Origin of the sequence: Marinomonas posidonica IVIA-Po-181 (genome assembly GCF_000214215.1) — a bacterium.
Classification (GTDB): domain Bacteria; phylum Pseudomonadota; class Gammaproteobacteria; order Pseudomonadales; family Marinomonadaceae; genus Marinomonas; species Marinomonas posidonica.
This window is the reverse complement of record NC_015559.1, coordinates 3446879-3465536: the sequence shown is the minus strand read 5'-3', so window position 1 is coordinate 3465536 and position 18658 is coordinate 3446879. Positions and strand designations below refer to the sequence as shown.

Below are 18658 nucleotides of genomic sequence, written 5' to 3'. Positions count from 1 at the left end.
AGTAGAGGCTTGGATTATGGAATTACTACCGAGAGAAAAAGACAAACTATTGGTCTTTACCGCCGCGTTACTAGCGGAACGGCGGTTAAATCGCGGTTTACAATTGAATTACCCTGAGGCGATGGCATTCATCACGATGGAAATTATTGAGGGTGCCCGAGACGGTAAGAGTGTCGCGGAACTAATGGCTTACGGTAAAACATTGTTGACCATAGACCAAGTGATGGATGGGGTGGCAGACCTGATTCATGAGGTGCAAGTGGAAGCGACATTTCCAGATGGCACCAAGTTAGTGACAGTACATAACCCGATTAATTAGTGGTGGAGGCCAGATGATTCCAGGTGAAATTCAGGTTGCTGATGGTGTGATAGTGTTGAATGAAGGCCGTCAGACACAAGTCATTCGTGTCGAAAATACAGGAGACCGTCCGGTTCAAGTCGGCTCTCATTATCATTTTTATGAAGTGAATCCCGCATTGACCTTTGAGCGTGACGCGACAAAGGGATATCGCCTTAATATTGCATCAGGTACCGCGGTGCGTTTTGAGCCAGGCCAAGGCCGTGAAGTCGAGTTGGTGGAATATGCCGGTTCAAAGACGATTTATGGTTTCCGTGGTGATGTGATGGGGACACTAATGGCGGAGGGAACAGACTAATGGCGACGATGGACAGACACAGTTATGCACAGATGTTTGGGCCGACCACCGGTGACCGTGTGCGTTTGGGTGATACAGACCTGTGGATTCAGGTTGAAAAAGACTTCACAAACTATGGCGATGAAGTGAAATTTGGTGGTGGTAAAGTCATACGAGATGGTATGGGACAAAGCCAACAAACGAATGATGTGGCCGTCGATCTGGTGATTACCAACGCCTTAGTGTTGGATCATTGGGGCATTGTTAAAGGAGATGTTGGCGTCAAAGAAGGCCGCATTTTCAAAGTGGGTAAAGCCGGTAATCCAGATGTTCAGGACAACATAGACATAGTGATTGGACCTGGTACTGAAGTCATTGCAGGTGAAGGCTCCATCCTTACCGCTGGAGGCATCGATGCTCACATTCATTTTATTTGCCCGCAACAAATTGAAGAAGCCTTAACCTCTGGTATTACCACCATGATTGGCGGTGGTACTGGACCGGCAACTGGTACCAATGCGACCACTTGTACACCTGGGCCTTGGTATATGGGCAAGATGCTACAAGCCACAGACAGTATGCCAATGAATCTAGGGTTTCTCGGTAAAGGTAACGCCAGTTTACCAGCGGCATTAGCCGAGCAGTTAGAAGCTGGGGCCTGTGGTTTAAAACTGCATGAAGACTGGGGAACCACCCCGGCTTCAATTGATTGCTGTTTGTCGATTGCTGAACAGTACGATGTTCAGGTGGCGATTCACACCGATACCTTGAACGAATCTGGCTTTGTCGACAGTACCTTAAAGGCCTTTAAAAATCGTGTTATTCATACGTATCACACGGAAGGTGCGGGTGGCGGTCATGCCCCAGACATCATTCGAGCGGCAGGGCAGTCTAATGTTTTGCCTTCTTCAACAAATCCGACACGACCTTATACCAACAATACTGTGGACGAGCATTTGGATATGTTGATGGTGTGTCACCATTTAGACAGCAATATCCCTGAAGATGTGGCGTTTGCCGATTCTCGAATTCGTAAAGAAACCATTGCCGCGGAAGACATTTTTCATGACCGTGGGGCTTTTTCAATGATTTCTTCGGATTCTCAGGCCATGGGCCGAGTGGGGGAAGTGGTTACTAGAACTTGGCAAACCGCTCATAAAATGAAGCAACAGTTTGGTCTTTTGGCCGAAGATAAAGCATTAGGTTGTGATAACTTCCGCGCGAAACGTTACATCGCCAAGTACACCATTAACCCTGCGATTACACATGGTATTAGTCATGAAGTGGGGTCGATTGAAGCCGGAAAACTTGCCGATTTAGTGCTTTGGAAACCGGCTTTTTTTGGGGTGAAACCGTCAATGATCATTAAGGGCGGGATGATCGCTAATGCACCTATGGGGGATCCTAATGCCTCTATTCCAACCCCTCAGCCTGTACATTATCGTCCGATGTTTGGATCCTTTGGTAAAGCCAGTGCGGCTACCTCTGTGACTTTTGTGTCACAAGCGGCACTCGATAACGATGTTAAGTACCAGCTGGGGTTAGATCGCATGCTTGTGGCCTGTAAGAATACTCGTAATATCAGCAAGTCAGACATGATCCATAACCACTGGATGCCAAGCATCACAGTCGATCCGCAGACTTATGAAGTACGAGCTGATGGTGAACTGTTAACTTGTGAACCGGCTGAAACATTACCATTGTCACAACTTTATAACTTATTTTAAATCTATATTTTGAGCGTCATAGGACACTTTATGCTGGATATTTACACCCGTCTTGGAACCCATTGTCATGATGATGTGTACACCACTGTGACTTTGTCATACGAACAGAGAGAAAGAGGTCGCCTTAAATTAGTGGGTGACAATAACGAAGAAATACGTGTGTTTTTGGAGCGTGGCAAACCGCTTTTAGTGGGGGAATATTTGCGCTCAGAATGTGGCAAAACCATTCGAGTGGTTGGTACAACGGAAGACGTGGCACATGCCAGCTGTGATGATTGGCTGACTTTTTCCAAAGCCTGTTATCACCTTGGTAATCGTCACACTAAAGTCGAGGTTGGAGAAAGATGGCTGCGCATCAAACCGGATCACGTGCTAGAGGATATGTTGCATATGCTGGGCTTGGTGATTACTCACGAACGCGACGTCTTTAATCCCGAATCAGGAGCATATAGCCATGGTCATCACCACCACTGACCATGCTTTATTGCGCTTACTGCAACTCAGTAGTGTGAGTCTGCCGGTCGGTGGTTATGCCTTTTCACAAGGGATGGAATACGCCATTGATTGTGGCTGGGTGAGTAAGCAAGAAGACGTCGCAGATTGGACTCACCTTCAGTTAATGCAGTCTTTTTCGCGGGTTGACTTGCCTATTTTACGGCTGGCGATGCAGGCTTGGGAAGAGCAAAACCAAGAGCGGTTAGTGGCAATCAATGATTTGGTACTGGCGTGCCGAGAAACCAAAGAATTGCGTTTGAATGACACGGCCATGGGGGAAGCATTGGCCCGGTTATTACGTAGTCTGGACGTACCTGTGCCTTTTGAGCGACTGGAAGAGATAAGTTTCGTTGTACTTTTCGCCGTCGCAGCCCGTTATTGGAAGATCGAATTTGAGACGGCGGCATTGGGCTTTGCTTGGTCTTGGTTGGAAAACCAAATTGCGGCGGCGACGAAATTGGTGCCGCTAGGGCAAACCCAATCACAGCGATTAATTGGACAATTACAGCCCGCTTTATCCGAGGCGATTAACATCGCCGCTGAGATGCAAGAAGAGGACATTGGTGCCGGTTTACCCGCTTTAGCCATTGCCAGTAGTTTACATGAAACGCAGTATTCTAGGCTATTTCGGTCTTAATATTAGGAGTTCAAAGCGCCCATTTTATTATCGCTTTGACATGAATTTAGTTTACCGGTCGAACAGGTTTACCGGTTAGGAGAAACATCATATGAATAAACCAAAACAAACGCTTCGGGTTGGTGTCGGCGGTCCAGTGGGTTCCGGTAAAACGGCCTTGTTACGCTCTTTATGTTCCGCCATGCGTGAACACTACAATATTGCGGTGGTGACCAATGACATTTATACCCAAGAAGATGCCAAATTTTTAACCCGTCATGAAGCATTAGAAGCCGATCGTATTGTTGGGGTGGAAACCGGAGGTTGTCCGCATACCGCAATTCGAGAAGATGCGTCGATGAATCTGGCAGCCATTGACCAATTGTTGGATCGTCATGGCGCGCTCGATGTGGTGTTTGTTGAATCGGGCGGAGACAATCTAAGTGCCACGTTTAGCCCAGAGTTGTCCGATTTAACCCTTTATGTAATTGATGTCTCCGCTGGCGACAAGATTCCTCGAAAAGGCGGACCGGGCATTACCAAGTCAGACTTATTAATCATTAATAAGATTGATCTTGCTCCCTTGGTGGGCGCTTCGTTAGAAGTCATGGATACGGATGCTAAGGCGCAGCGAAAAGATCGCCCATTTGTGTTCTCGAATTTAAAAGCCGCACAAGGCTTGGATGACATTATCCAATTTATTGTGTCAGAAGGCATGTTAGAAGCAAAATCATTACCCCCAGCGAAAGCCGTTGTTTAGGCGAGGAGAAGCAGTGTGAAGTTAATCATCAGTAAGGTGAGTTTAAGTCTGATATTAATGATAGTGTCGACAACGGCTCTGGCTCATTCGGGGCATCAAACAACCAGTTGGATGGCTGGATTGAGTCACCCCTTTGGTGGACTGGATCATTTATTAGCCCTGTTTGCGGTTGGCTTTTGGGCCGCTAAAGTTGGCGGGCGAGTTCAATGGGCTGTGCCTCTCACCTTTTTGGTGATGATGCTGGTTGGCGGCGGCGCTGGCATGCTAATGACAAGCCTGCCCTTCGTTGAGCAGGGCATTGTTTTGTCCGTGATTGTGTTGGGCACTTTGATTTTGGCGGCCAAACGACTACCGCTTGGGTTTAGTGTGTTGATGACGGGTGGTTTTGCGATGTTTCATGGGGCGGCTCATTCAATCGAAATGCCTGTCAATGGAATGTTCTGGCAATATGCAGTTGGTTTTATGATGGCATCCATTCTGCTACAAGGTGCAGGCTTCGCGGTGGGAAAATGGCTGAATCGCCAAGGGACAGAATTTATCAATCGTGCTATAGGCACTGTTATTGCAGCGATAGGCATGTCTTTAGCCATGCTTTAGTTGATTGTGTAAATGACCGCCACGCAAAAAATCTTTAAAGTGCGACGCCACTATAACAAGTGGGTCGCCGATCAAACCCTTGAGGATTACGCTCTTCGTTATACTTCCAAACAAGGGCGCACCATGAGCATCGAAAGGGTGGGGCACACTGCGTTGGGTGCCGCCGCCTTTTTGGCGTTAGAGGGGTTAGCGGCGGTCATTACTCTGAGTTACGGTTTTACTAATGCAGTGGCCGCTATTCTTGTGGTGCTAGCGGTCTTTTTTGTTACTGGCTTTCCAATTGCTTATTACTCCGCTAAGCATGGTTTGGACATTGATTTATTAACGCGAGGAGCGGGTTTTGGTTACCTTGGGTCGACCATTACGTCTCTAATTTATGCCACCTTTACCTTCATTTTCTTTGCCATAGAGGCCGCCATTTTGGCCTCAGCGTTGGAAGTGTTGTTAGGCATACCCTTACCCCTTGGTTATGCTTTATCCTCTTTGTTTGTGATTCCAATTGTGACTCATGGTATCCGTGCAATAAGCCGTTTTCAGAATGGTACACAGTGGATTTGGTTAGTATTACAGGTCGCTGCCATTGGTGTTGTCGTCAGTCAGGAATATCAAAATTTTGGTGGTTGGACTGAGTATGTACCTCAGCATTTACCTGAGACCACAGAATTTGATTGGATCTTATTTGGTGCCGCCGCTTCTGTCTTATTTGCGTTGATGGCGCAGATTGGTGAGCAAGTCGACTACCTGCGCTTTTTTCCGAAAAAGAACCAAGAGAATAAAAAGCGCTGGTGGTTCTGGTTGGTGCTGGCTGGCCCTGGCTGGGTGTTTATAGGCGCGATTAAAATGCTGTTGGGGTCATTTTTGGCTTATTTGGCCATCAGTGATGGCGCAACCGCCGTGCAAGCGACCGATCCTACTTTTTTATACCAGCAAATCTTCCTATTTTTGACTACCTCGCCGACTACGGCTCTGATTTTAGCAGCCGTCTTTGTGTTCATTTGTCAGATGAAGATAAACCTTACTAACGCCTATGCAGGCTCGATTGCTTGGTCGAATTTCTTTTCTCGATTAACCCACTCTCATCCTGGTCGAGTGGTATGGTTGGTGTTTAATGTGACCATTGCCTTGTTGCTGATGGAGCTTGGTATTTATCAGGCACTAGGGGCTATTTTAAGTGTGTTTGCCATCAGCGCGGTGAGTTGGTTGTCTAGTCTCTCTGCCGACTTATTGATTAATAAACCCTTGGGACTGAGTCCTAAGGATTTGGAGTTTAAACGTGCTCATTTATACGACATTAACCCTGTAGGAACCGGCTCTATGTTGGTGGCAACAAGCCTAGGCTTAATGAGCTATTTGGGGCTATTTGGAGAGGTTGCTAAAAGCCTGTCGCACTTTATCTCCATTGCCACTTGTTTTGTGTGTGTGCCTTTTATTGCTTGGATAACGAAAGGCAAGTACTACATTGCAAGACAAAGCCCAGAATTAGTGCCTTTGATTAATGTGGCGCAGAAACGGCATGCTATGGTGATATTAACCTGTGGCATTTGTGAAAATGCGTTTGAAACAGAAGACATGAGTTTTTGCTCGGCTTACCAGCTACCAATCTGCTCTTTATGCTGTTCACTGGATGTGCGATGTTTGGACAGTTGTAAGCCAAATGCCAGTATTTCAAAGCAAAGTGCTTACTTTTTGAAGCTGTTCTTGCCCAAGCGCCTGGTAAAAACCATCAGTAGCCGACTCGGGCGATTTGCATCTTTACTGTTGGTAATCAACATCATTAATGGCGCCTTGATGATGTTGATTTACCGGCAAATGTCGCCCTCGAACCAAAGTGAAGCGATCCTGTTACAGGAAACCATGTGGGCGTTGTTTTTCACCTTATTGATCGTCTCTGGTGTATTGTCTTGGTTGTTTTTGTTGGCTCATGAAAGTCGTGTGGTGGCGCAGAAAGAATCCAACCGACAAACGCGGAAACTCACCCGTGAAATCGAGGCTCACCAAGTAACCGACCAAGCGCTACAGGGTGCTAAAGAGCAAGCAGAGCAGGCGAATGAAGCAAAAAGCCGTTATTTAAGTGGCATTAGCCATGAATTGCGAACGCCTTTGCAATCTATTATCGGGTACGCACAACTTTTGTCTGAGAAGCCGGATACGCCTTCGGGTCATCAGAATGGGTTGGACATTATTCACCGCAGTGGTTTGTATTTGGCCGATTTAATTGAAGGCTTATTAGACATTTCTAAAATTGAAGCGGGTCGGTTTGATCTTTATCGTAATACGGTGGATTTACCCAAGCTGATTGATCAGTTGAACAGTATGTTTGCCATGCAATCACGAGCGAAAGGCATTCAGTTTCAATCCAAAATCCTCGCCCCTTTGCCAAAGCATGTGGTAACAGATGAAAAGCGTTTGCGCCAAATATTGATTAATTTGCTGTCTAATGCGGTGAAATATACTCCTCAAGGTAATGTGCAATTTGAAGTGAATTACCGTAATCAGGTGGCGGAGTTTGTCATACGAGATTCAGGCTTGGGGATAAAACCAGAACATTTACAGCGAGTGTTTGATCCTTTTGAACGTGTTCGAGACTTAAGTACCGCCAACTTACCGGGCACAGGTTTGGGCTTAACCATTGTTAAACTGTTAACGGAAATTATGGGCGGTGATTTACAAGCGCAATCGTCTTTGGGGGAAGGCAGTGAGTTTAAGGTCTCCTTGATGCTACCTTGGGTCAGTGATGGCGAACACGTCTCTCAGATAACGCGTCGAATTGTCGGTTATCGAGGTTTCCAGCGAAGTATTATGCTTGTTGATGATGACCCTATTGTGAGAGGGTTACTGTCTGACATTTTGGCGCCGCTGGGTTTTCATGTGATTGAGTCGCCTGATGCGGAATCGTGTTTAGAAGCGCTACCGAGCCGCTCTCCTGATCTCTTTATCCTTGATGTGTCCATGCCAGGGATGAATGGTTTAACTTTGGCAAAATGCCTACGAAACCAAGAGTACTCGGCACCGATTGTGATGTTGTCAGCGGATGTACAAGAAAGCCAGCGTCAACCGGATGAGCAAAAGGCCTTTAACCAGTATCTTGTTAAGCCAGTGAAAAATGGTGATTTACTGGAAGCAGTTCAGCATTGGTTAGCCGTGGAATGGATTTACCAAGACACCAATGATACGACGGTTTTCTCTGATCGACAGATCGAACAATCGGTGGATGAAGCCACAGAAGGCCGCTTGATACCAGACCATGAAAGTATTCGCGAGCTTATCGCCTTTGCTGAAATGGGGTATAAAAAAGGGGTGCGTGAGTGCCTAAATAAAGTCACGGCGGATGACATGTTAGGGGCACAAGACTTGGATCAATTAGAAGCTTTGTATCAGGCGTTTCAGTTTGATGGCATTGCTCAGTATTTACAGCAACGAAGTATGTGAGACAAATTTTCTAATGAAGAGTGATAATCACAAAAATGACATTGTGCTGGTCGTCGATGACTCGGCGGATGCATTGAGTCTGATTCACGATACGCTCGAAGATGCTCATATGGATGTGCTTGTGGCTTTAGAGGGAAAACAAGCCTTAACGATTGCGAAACGTATCCGTCCAGACATTATTTTAATGGATGCCATTATGCCTAATATGGATGGTTTTGAGGCTTGTAAAGCACTCAAGGCTGATCCGGCTTTGGCCAATATCCCGGTTATTTTCATGACGGGATTGAATCATACTGATGACATAGTACGAGGCTTAGAGGCGGGGGGCGTCGATTATTTGACCAAGCCCATTCAGCCAAATGAACTGATTGCTCGTATGAAAGTGCATTTATCGAATGCTCGGCTCAATAACAATGCTCAATTTGCTTTAGACAGTATGGGGCAGAATTTGATGACATTTTCTGAGCTTGGTGAGATTGCTTGGGCGACACCACAAACTCACGCGTTAATGGCCAAAGCAAGAATGACGACCGTTTGGCGAGCGGAACAACTGACCTTGTTAGTCAAAAATTGGCTTGCCCATTCGCCAACGGAGGGCAACCGCTTGCCATTGAAAAATCTAGAATACCCTTTGACGCTGAAGTTCATCGGGATGACCGAGCAAGGCGAGGCTCTTGTTAAATTGGAGGACGGTGATCGTCTCACGGGGGCCGAGCTATTACGTCAACAATTGGCGTTGACGGAACGAGAATCTCAAGTGTTGCATTGGATTGCCAATGGTAAAACCAATCGAGAGATAGCTGAAATACTAGAGATGAGCCCGCGTACAGTGAACAAACATTTAGAGCAAATTTTCCCTAAATTGGGCGTAGAAAATCGAACGTCAGCCGCAGGCGTCGCCTTACGACTTCAGGCCAATGCCGAGTAGTCAAAACAATCCCATTTGATCGCCCGTTTTGGGTGGTACAGCAAACTGTCGGCAGTTTAAATAGCTTGTCCTTTGGTCACTCAGACCATGTTTGTTGCGAGCAATACGAAATCTCTGATTGATCACATCGGCAAATAGGCCTTCTCCTGTCATGCGTTTCCCAAATCGGCTGTCGTAGAGTTTACCACCGCGCATGTCCATGATGCGTTGCAGTACGTGATCGGCTCGTTCTGGATAATGCTGATGCAGCCATTCTCGAAAAAGCGGTGCGACCTCATGAGGTAAACGTAGCATGATGTAATGGATAGCTTGAGCCCCGGCGGCGGCACTGGCGGCGATGATGTTTTCTAACTCATGATCGTTGATAAAGGGAATAACCGGTGCGGCTAAGACGGTCACCGGAATGTTGGCGTCTTTTAACTGACGTATGACCTCTAAGCGGCGCTGCCCCGAGGCTGTTCTAGGTTCTAGAATCCGTTTTAAATCATTGTCTAAGGTTGTCACACTGATGGCGACATGAATCAAACCTTGCTTTGCCATCTCAGCTAATACATCTAGGTCTCTGAGGATGAGCGTACTTTTGGTGATTAAGGAAATGGGTTGCTTATGCGCCAAAGCAATGGTTAATAGATCACGGGTGATGCCCAATTGTTTTTCGATGGGCTGATACGCATCGGTATTGATCCCCAGTGCAATGGGTTCGCAACGATAATTAGGGTTTGACAGTTCCTCTTCAAACAAAAACGCGGCATTGGTTTTCGCCACCAGTTTGGTTTCAAAATCCAGACCCGGTGATAAGTCTAAATAGGCGTGAGTGGGCCGCGCGAAGCAATAAATACAACCATGCTCACACCCTTGGTAAGGGTTAATGGATAAGTTAAACGGAACGTCTGGTGAGGTGTTGCGACGAATGAGGCTTTTGGCGCTTTCATGCCGCACCTGTGTTGCAGGAGTAGCCGCATCACGAGCAATGATGTTGTCATCGTTTTCATCAAGTTCGACATGTTGTTTTGCAAAGCGACCTTCTAATGAACTGCTGGTTCCTCGCCCTTTAATTGGCGCATCAAGCGCAGAGCGAAATGATGAAGGAAATGGAGGGAGAGAAGAGGACATATCACCACCTAAAATACTGTATGTATAAACAGTATTTTAGGTGGTGAAGACAATAAAGCAAGTGATTAATGTGTCTTTAGTACGGATGTGCCTATCTCATGATGATACTTTTACAAGGCCACATGACGTTTTTGACGCATTAGTAAGACAAAGGCAATGCCACCTGCTAATCCGGTTAAAGTGCCAATGGGCATGTTTTCTGGAGGCATGATGGTACGTGAGGCAATGTCTGCCATCACCAGAAAAATAGCACCAATGAGAGCACAAAGCGGGAGCAATTTTCGATAATCTCCCCCCACCAAGAGGCGCACGATATGAGGCACCATTAGACCAACAAAGCCAATAACACCGGCAAAGGCCACCGCCGCCCCAGTTAATAGCGCGCAGACGATGATGACCGTTAGACGAAATCGACGAACGGGAATGCCTAACGTGCTGGCACTTTCATCGCCAAGCATCATGGCATTGAGATAACGGGCTTTGTGAATCAGATAAGAGGAACCTAATAGCAGGGCAATAAGAGGAAACCAGAGTTGTCCCCATTGTGCTAATCCAAGTCCACCTAGCATCCAAAATATTGCGGTATGAGCGGCTCGATGATCACCTAAGAAGATAAACATATTCCCCAATGCGGTTAACATAAAAGCAACCGCCACCCCTGATAATATCAGCCTACCAGCACTGTATGATGCGGAAAAGTTGGCCACACTTAGCACCAAGAAAATGCCAAATAAAGCCCCGCCAAAAGCAAAGATAGGCACTGTCATGACCCCTAAGATCATTCCAGTATGCAAAAGAGCAATGATGGCCCCTAATGCGGCACCGGAGGAAAAACCCAGTAAATGAGGGTCAGCTAAGGGGTTACGAGTGACAGATTGCAAAGCGGCGCCGACCACGGCAAGGGCGGCACCAACCATCCCAGCCAAGAGGGTTCTCGGTAAGCGTACTTGCCACACAATGTTCTCTCTGCCCATCGACCAATATGAAGTCATATCGGTAAGAGAGAGCTTGTGAGCCAATATGTGCCAAACGGTTGATTGCGCGATTGATACAGAGCCTAGGCTGATGGCTAAGCCCATTAGAAAAATCAATAGGCTTGTTAACAGCAGAATTAACCATGGCATTGGAATGGCGTAATGTGAGGTTTTAACGCTTGATTCTAGTTTCATTGAGCTGCTCTAAAGGCTTTCGCGAGGCGCTTTACCGCGTCAATGTTGCGTGGGCCTGGGGTGGCTTCAACATACTCTAACACCACAAATTGATTATTTTTTACCGCAGGAATGTTTTTAAACGCTGGATTAGAGCGCATAAATTGAATTTTTTGCTCAGCGGTTACCTGGCCATAGTTAACAATGATGATGACATCAGGGGCACGGTCAATGACTGATTCCCAGCCGACTTGTGTCCAACTTTTCGCCACATCGTCCAAGATGTTATCGCCTCCTGCGGCTTGTATGAGCGCAGAAGGCATACCAAAACGCCCTGATGTGAAAGGTTGCTCTTCTCCAGAGTCATAAACGAAGGCTTTGATAGGCTTGGTCAGCGGCGGTAAAGATGCTTGAAAATCGGCTAATTCCTCTTGATAGTTGGAGACAAGTTCTTTTGCTCGTTCTTCAACGTTAAAAATTCTCCCTAAATTGAGCAAATCTAAGTACATGTCTTTCATTGACACTTTTGGCTTGTCCATAATATGAATACAGCTCTCTGTTAATTCATATACCTTGATGCCTAACGGCGCTAGGGTCTGCGGCGTCACGCCACCGCCAACCCGCATGCCATAATTCCAACCGGCAAAATAGAAATCCGCGTCCGCGCCTAATAAGACTTCCTTGGTTGGGTACTTGGCAGAAAGTTCAGGCAGTTGGCCAATGTCTTTGCGCAATTTAGGGTCGAGGGTTTTCCAACCAGATACACCGGTAAAGCCGACCATGTGATCTTGTAACTTGAGGGCTAACATCATTTCGGTGAGGTTAACGTCGTTTGAGACAGCGGCTTTGGGGGCTTGTTCGAATGTGACTTGGCGGTCGCAACTTTGAACGGTAACGGGGTAGTCATGTGCTTGAGCGGGTAGAGAGAATAAAGCCAATGAAAAACTGGTGCTAATGAGTGCGTTGGAACATATGTTTTTTGGATGGGTTTTGGTCATCACTTAGTCCTCGGTTGTCTCTAAATAAAATGAAAAGCTGGGCCGTAGGCTCTGTGGTTGCGAGTGAGTGACACTTTCCACAGAGAACACTTGTCGTATGCGAGCTTGGGTAAAGGCTTCTAATGGTGGCGCGCAGTCAACGATTTGGCCGGACTGCATGATCAAGACTCGGTCGGCGTAGGTGGCTGCGAGAGAAAGGTCATGCAAGGACACTACAATGGTACAGGGTAGAGTCGACAGCAATTCGAGTACTTCAAGTTGGTGTCGAATATCAAGGTGGTTGGTTGGCTCATCTAAGACCAATACATCTGGCTGTTGCGCCAATGCACGCGCAATCATAACCCGTTGTTTTTCACCGCCAGATAAGGTGTCAAAAGTTCGATGGCTGAGATGCAGTACATCCAATGCCAGTAGTGCACTTTCCACCATCAGGGTGTCTTTTTGAGTGCGTTTCCAGCTTAAAGAGTTTGGTGTTAAACCAATTTCAACCATTTCAAAGACACTTAATCCGAGTACAGTGCCAGTGTCTTGAAGCACAGTCGCAATACGCTTTGCGCATTGCGCAGCTGAAAGCGACCAGATATCTTGACCATCAAGGGTTACCTTACCTTGATCGGGTTTGTTCATGCGGTATAGACAGCGCAATAAGCTGGTTTTGCCTGAGCCATTGGGTCCGACTACCGCCAGCATTTCACCGGATTCAATTTGCAGATCTAGGTTGTGTAAAAAAGGACGTTGAGTCGTTGAATGTGCCCAGCTGATGTTTGATAGCGCTAAACTGGCAGGATGACAACTTTTAAATAGGTCTGTCATGGAGAGGTGCGATGGTATTGCTATTGTCTTAGTCAAGCAGATAGGCTCTGTTAAAATTGTTATACCGTAACATAATACGCTAAGTCTAATATAGAATCGATAGGGTATGTACAGTTTGGCCAGGGAAGGTACGAATAGTAGGGCAACGCAGGAGTGGTTGCCGAGGAGCAATTGCCGAGGCAAGAGGACTTGTTCGCACCTTCCCCAGACTATAGACCTCTGAAATAGTCGGAACAAGCGGATTTAATTGATAATGTCTCATCTTTCCATGAAGTGATTAGATACTGATCAGAATAAGGTAGGGCGGGGCGGATGACATTAACGCTCATAGCGTGTGACTTTCCATGTCGTACGCTATTATTGATGGGTTACACGATAAAGCGTTTGACCCTGTTTGATAATTCATTGGAGTTAGCAAGTGTTTCATTAACGGAATGACTGATCCGTTTTGAAACTTCCATGACATCTTTGGACATTTCAGACAGAGCGGATAAGTTTTCATTAATTTCATCCGTGACCTTACTTTGCTGCTCGGTTGCGCTGGCGGTTTGAGTGGTAAAGTCGTAAATGCGATCAGCCGATTGCTTGACCGTATTAATGGCTTCCATGGTTTGATGGGAGAGGCTGGCACTGGATCCTGCCATTTCAACACTTTCACTGATGACGTTTACGGCACTGCTGACACCCGTTTGCAAATCGTTGATCATACCTTGGATGTCCTCGGTCGAGGCTTGTGTCTTGCTGGCCAGCTCTCGCACTTCATCGGCTACCACGGCAAACCCTCGACCCTGTTCTCCTGCTCTAGCGGCTTCAATAGCGGCATTAAGTGCCAGTAAGTTGGTTTGTTCAGAAATGCCTAAGATGACATCCAATACTGATGCAATGCGATCGGATCGAGTAGAGAGTTGGTCAATTACAGACGCGGCCCCTTGAATTTGCTTGGCTAAGGAATCCAGTTGATTGATTGCATTTGTGAGTTGTTCTACTCCTTGGTCGGCGGAGCGATTTAATTCCTGAACCTCATCGACCGTCTGGGCGGCATTTTGTGCGACTTCTCTGGTTGCGCCGCCCATTTCTTCGACCGCGGTGACCACAAAGTCCAATGATTGGTGCTGGCGCTCGCTGAGTTTAGCAGATTCTTGGGCTGAGGTGCCGAGCCCAACCATTTCTTCACGAATGTGCTCACAGCCATTTCGAACTTCACCAATAATGCCACCAAGTCTGCCGACAAAAAGGTCCAGTTCTCGACTTAATTCGCCCGTTTCGTCTTTTTTAGTGCTGTTGATACGGCGTGTTAAATCTCCGTCTCCGGCGCTGATTTCATGCACTCCATAGGTCACTCTTTTAATTGAACGGGAAATGTTTCGTGGTGCAAACCAAGCAAGGGAAACGCTCAAAATTAACACCAAGACGGCTAAAATGGCCACGGACAGTTTAAAGTTCTCAGTGTATGCGTGGATGCTCTCTAGTTCTTTAGCGGCCACTTCACTGATGCGTTCTTCCGATTGATCGTATAAATTGCGGAGTTGGGTAAAGCTGGTCTGATTTTCCCCTGTGAGTTTCACAATGGCACGATCATATTGGTATTGTTTGGTGAGTGTGATGATGAACTCAACCTGTTGATGCCATGTTTGATATTGATCTTCGAAGTTGATCAATAAGTCTCGTATTTCATCCAGGTCCTTGGTCATGGTTTGGAAGGACTTCATACGATCATAGGCTTGTTGAGCGTTCTCAAGCACGATGCTTTCTTGTTCTGCGACATCTACGCCGTGTTTAGAGAATACTAATGAGGCTAAGGCGAGACGTGATTGATATAAATCTCGATCGGCATTTTGGATAAGGGAAGAGCCAGAGGCATATTTCCCCATGTTGTTTTGTAAGTAGTTAACTAGACTTTGCGCCGCAATAACGACGACTAAAAATGTGACGGCCAGTCCGCCAAATGCAAAGGTATAGCGACCTCGAATGGTTTGAAATAGTGACATGGAGTATTCCTTGAATGTGAAACCATAAATTTAATTTATAGGATAGAATAACTTCCTTGCTATACAACGGTCTACAACATTCAAAACTTCACGAAAAGACAATAGCGCTTATTTAACAGTGGCACTTTATTGTGTATGTGCAAAAAAAAATTGTAACTTTTTTTATCTGACCAGTTAGGTACAGAGTTGTTGAAGAGGGGGAGAAGACTGACGAAGCACTGTGTTTTTTAACATAAGAGCCTTCATCAGTCAGAGGGGGCGTTGCTCGGTCGTTAAGCGGGTTGCCAATATGTTCAATATTGAACGGCGAAACTTGCCACGAATAATAGATAATGATCCACACGCTGACCCCTACATGGATGTAGGGGATTAGAGTAACGCATAACCACAAGGATGTGGTGTAGTAGGGCAATGCAGGAGCGGTTGCCGAGGAGCACGTTGCCGTAATCAGTGGACTTGTTCGTACCTTCCTTAAACGAATAACTGAGTTTGATTAGGTGGTCTTTATTGCCTATGAGTAATAGGAATAAACCAGTTTTGCGCTTGAATGTCTTGTATCCAGCGCTGCACATTGGGGTAATCAGACAGCTGGTAAGCACCGCCTTCTTCCGCAACATGGGTATAAGCGAATAAGCAAATGTCGGCAAGCGTGAGACGATTACCCGCTAAAAAATCCTGCTTTGATAGTTGATCATCCATCAATGTGAGTGCGGCATGACCTTGTTGAATACGCTCCGGCAGCATTTTTTCTTTTAATTCTGTCATGGCGTTATGGGTCAACCAAAAACGTACTGAGGCAATGTTAGGTTCATGACTGTATTGTTCCCAGAATAACCATTTAGTTACTTCTGCTTTGTCGAGAGGATCGTTTGGCAATAGATCAGATTGATGGGCTTCAGCAAGGTATAACAGGATTGAGTTGCTTTCGCTCAGACAGTGTCCATCATCGAGTTCAAGTACGGGTATTTTACCATTCGGACTGAGGGCGAGAAACGCTTCTGTGCGAGTGTCTCCTTGGGTAATATCGTATTCTTTTAGTTGATAATAAAGACCAAGTTTGGCGCAAGTTAGACGAATTTTATAACCGTTTCCAGAAGGCAAAAAATCGTGCAATATCATGGTAGTACTCCGACAGGGCAAAAAGAGGATGTGATCATCATGGCGGTAAGCCAAGGTGATGAAAAGCGAATTTAATTGATGGCACTGTTAAGCCATTTTGATGAATCTAGTCAATGGAATCCAAACAGAGGCATGCGGTGGATACGGAATTACTGAAAACCCTAGTGGCGATTGTGGATCATGGCAGCTTTCAGCGGGCCGCGATGCAAACCTTTCGCACGCCATCTGCCATTAGTATGCAGATGAAGCGCTTAGAAGAGCAGGCGGGAGCCCAATTGTTTGTGAAACAAGGCCGAGAGCAAGTGTTGACGGAAGATGGACAGCGTTTAGTGCATTACGCTAGGCGAATTTTACAGCTACAAGAACAGGCATTAATGTCATTGAAAGGTCCGCAACAAGGCGCCTTGATTCACCTTGGTTGCCCCAATGATTATGTTGCTAATTTATTGCCATTGATTATGACAACCATGGAAGAGACCGCCCCTGGACTCAGATTTCGCATTCGCACGGGGACGTCCATTGAGCTTCGAGAATTCATGGACAAAGGCGAGGTCGATCTGGCTTTAGTAACACGAACACCAGGCAGCGATGAAGGTTTGGCCTTATATCAGGATAAAGGCGTCTGGGTGGCCAAGAAAGGCTTTGATTGGCAAGCGTCTTTGTCGCCATTGAACTTGGCCATGTATGAGCCTGGGTGTAAATTTCATTCCAGTGCGATTGATGGTTTGCAAAAGAAAGGCGTGGATTATCATCTATATTGTGTGACCTCGAATTTGGCCTTAATCGAAAGCTTGCTGGTGGCGGAAAAGGCTATTTCAGCCATTGCCAGTGTTAGTGTCAGTGATCAGTTAGAGGTGATTGAGAGTGATATCTTACCCAGTTTACCGAGCATTGAAATTGCTTTTACTCGCTCTGCTTCCGCACCGGAATGGTTGACCGTAAAGTGGATCGAAGAGGTGATCGCCAAGTTACAATCCTAGTCATGAGGCAAAGTTGCGAGGGAAACTATGAAACCTATTAAAATCGGCATTTATCTTTATGAATTGGCGGAAGTTCTAGACTTTTCTGGGCCATTTGAAGTGTTTACGACGGCAGCTGACTGTAAGACCCCCCAATGTTGCATATCCAACTATTGGGGGGATTTCAAACAGGTTGCCGTTTATAGAACTACTCTACAAAAATATTTTCCAATTTCTGAGAGATATAATAATAGTGGCTTGGGCAATAGGTATCCTGTAATAAAGATGTTCCCAAGATATTAAAAGCCCGTATGGCATTATCATATTTGACCGACAATTGAGCGGTTACTTTCGCGCCTGGTTTTTTGGTAGTTTCAATACGAGGATGATCAAAATCGATTTCCCTTAATATTTCTGCTGCTTTTTCTCCTAGGAACTCTCTATTTTTGGTTACACATCCTGGCCCCTTTGTAATAACAGAAACATGCACGCTTTTTACGGCGTTCAAGTCAACGTCCTGATACTGGCCGCCCGATTTAATTTTAAAGCTCTGTTTATTTGGATCAGACATATGTTTCACCACGCTAGGTTTTGCTTTAAGAGTACTGCCAGGTGAGGCTGTAAGAAATGAGCCATCTGCTGTTACGGATGTGCCATCGGCCCATACAGTTCCTGTCCAACCACTAACCGGCTTATTGACAGTATTGGCAACCATTTGCAAAAAATCGGCTCCAACCTGTCCTTCTGCAACATTACAGCCAAAAAGCACCAAACTCTTCCCATTTACCCCATCTCTGGCATAAGGCTCCCAAGTAGTTCGGTTGCTTGCTTCCATATATTGCTCGATTGTTCCGCTACTGTCACCATCTCCTGTTCCAATAACTCCAGATGCCCCATGCCCAACAATGATAGACACATCCCCGTGAATATCCCGCAAGTTAGTAAAGGCTTGTTGGGATGTATCATCAGACCCTATTCTATCGCCTGTATTGGATGCCGATTGATACGTCGACATCATGTTTGCGAGGAAGCCATTGTCATCTCTGCTACTGTCTATTGTTGCTGCAATGGTTAAGGTATTTAGAGAGCTATTCTCTGTTTTTGTTAGGCCTTCACTGGTGATTATGACTCCTGCTTTTGTCGTTGGCTTTTCTTCACTGCCGCTCTTATCTGATCGATTAATGTTATATTCTACAACCTGAACAAATTCACCTAGTGCACTAATTACATCCGAAAAATTATGTTTCATATATACATTTCCTTATTTAATGGGTGATAAATAATCATGCTAAATTAACCAGTTTTAATAGCACCAAAAATAATCTTAATTTCT

The 18658-nt window shown here is 45.9% G+C and carries 17 protein-coding genes; 10 read left to right on the top strand and 7 right to left on the bottom strand.

The genetic code is table 11. The features are described from left to right. Positions 1–16: 16 nt before the first annotated feature. The 9 genes from MAR181_RS15980 (at position 17) to MAR181_RS15940 (ending at position 9187) form a co-directional block, all read left to right on the top strand. Positions 17–319 carry an urease subunit gamma gene (locus MAR181_RS15980; RefSeq protein ID WP_013797641.1) on the top strand — a complete coding sequence of 101 codons (303 nt, stop codon included), beginning with the start codon at positions 17–19 and terminating at the stop codon, positions 317–319. Positions 320–332: 13 nt separating this feature from the next. Beyond that, positions 333–656, top strand: coding sequence for an urease subunit beta (locus MAR181_RS15975; protein WP_013797640.1), 324 nt, complete (start codon positions 333–335; stop codon positions 654–656). Then, positions 656–2362: an urease subunit alpha gene (gene ureC, locus MAR181_RS15970; protein WP_013797639.1), complete on the top strand. Its 1707-nt coding sequence runs from the start codon at positions 656–658 to the stop codon at positions 2360–2362. Before MAR181_RS15975 ends, ureC begins: the two co-directional genes overlap by 1 nt. A 30-nt stretch (positions 2363–2392) precedes the next feature. After that, the gene (locus MAR181_RS15965; RefSeq protein WP_013797638.1) at positions 2393–2836 is read left to right on the top strand and encodes an urease accessory protein UreE; all 444 of its coding nucleotides are present in this window, start codon (positions 2393–2395) and stop codon (positions 2834–2836) included. Continuing rightward, on the top strand, positions 2817–3494 hold the full coding sequence (locus MAR181_RS15960) for an urease accessory protein UreF (protein ID WP_013797637.1): 678 nt from the start codon (positions 2817–2819) through the stop codon (positions 3492–3494). Before MAR181_RS15965 ends, MAR181_RS15960 begins: the two co-directional genes overlap by 20 nt. 91 nt (positions 3495–3585) lie before the next feature. Further along, a complete protein-coding gene (gene ureG / locus MAR181_RS15955; protein ID WP_013797636.1) occupies positions 3586–4233 on the top strand; it encodes an urease accessory protein UreG in 648 nt (215 codons plus the stop codon). A 15-nt stretch (positions 4234–4248) separates the two neighbouring features. Further along, positions 4249–4830: a HupE/UreJ family protein gene (locus tag MAR181_RS15950; RefSeq protein WP_013797635.1), complete on the top strand. Its 582-nt coding sequence runs from the start codon at positions 4249–4251 to the stop codon at positions 4828–4830. Between the two features lie 12 nt (positions 4831–4842). Next, a complete protein-coding gene (locus MAR181_RS15945) occupies positions 4843–8259 on the top strand; it encodes a hybrid sensor histidine kinase/response regulator (protein ID WP_013797634.1) in 3417 nt (1138 codons plus the stop codon). A gap of 13 nt (positions 8260–8272) precedes the next feature. Further along, a complete protein-coding gene (locus MAR181_RS15940; protein WP_041651904.1) occupies positions 8273–9187 on the top strand; it encodes a response regulator transcription factor in 915 nt (304 codons plus the stop codon). On the opposite strand, the gene MAR181_RS15935 is transcribed toward MAR181_RS15940, so the two are convergent. From MAR181_RS15935 to MAR181_RS15910, 6 genes are all read right to left on the bottom strand, one after another. Then, positions 9188–10300: a PA0069 family radical SAM protein gene (locus MAR181_RS15935; protein ID WP_013797632.1), complete on the bottom strand. Its 1113-nt coding sequence runs from the start codon at positions 10298–10300 to the stop codon at positions 9188–9190. Positions 10301–10410: 110 nt separating this feature from the next. Further along, positions 10411–11469, bottom strand: coding sequence for a FecCD family ABC transporter permease (locus MAR181_RS15930; RefSeq protein ID WP_013797631.1), 1059 nt, complete (start codon positions 11467–11469; stop codon positions 10411–10413). Next, positions 11466–12446, bottom strand: a complete 981-nt coding sequence (locus MAR181_RS15925) for an ABC transporter substrate-binding protein (RefSeq protein WP_013797630.1) — start codon at positions 12444–12446, stop codon at positions 11466–11468. The genes MAR181_RS15930 and MAR181_RS15925 overlap by 4 nt, the downstream gene beginning before the upstream one ends. 3 nt (positions 12447–12449) lie before the next feature. Next, positions 12450–13259: an ABC transporter ATP-binding protein gene (locus MAR181_RS15920; RefSeq protein ID WP_013797629.1), complete on the bottom strand. Its 810-nt coding sequence runs from the start codon at positions 13257–13259 to the stop codon at positions 12450–12452. A 368-nt stretch (positions 13260–13627) separates the two neighbouring features. Then, positions 13628–15247: a methyl-accepting chemotaxis protein gene (locus MAR181_RS15915; protein ID WP_013797628.1), complete on the bottom strand. Its 1620-nt coding sequence runs from the start codon at positions 15245–15247 to the stop codon at positions 13628–13630. A 504-nt stretch (positions 15248–15751) separates the two neighbouring features. After that, positions 15752–16366 (bottom strand): glutathione S-transferase family protein, encoded by a 615-nt coding sequence (locus MAR181_RS15910; RefSeq protein WP_013797627.1) that lies wholly within the window; start codon positions 16364–16366, stop codon positions 15752–15754. Between the two features lie 113 nt (positions 16367–16479). Between MAR181_RS15910 and MAR181_RS15905 the strand changes: the two genes are divergently transcribed. Further along, complete coding sequence (locus MAR181_RS15905) at positions 16480–17346, top strand: LysR family transcriptional regulator (RefSeq protein ID WP_144011262.1); 867 nt, start codon at positions 16480–16482, stop codon at positions 17344–17346. A gap of 187 nt (positions 17347–17533) precedes the next feature. Here MAR181_RS15905 and MAR181_RS15900 read toward each other — a convergent pair whose 3' ends face one another. Then, positions 17534–18574, bottom strand: a complete 1041-nt coding sequence (locus tag MAR181_RS15900; RefSeq protein WP_013797625.1) for a DUF4347 domain-containing protein — start codon at positions 18572–18574, stop codon at positions 17534–17536. Positions 18575–18658: the final 84 nt, after the last annotated feature.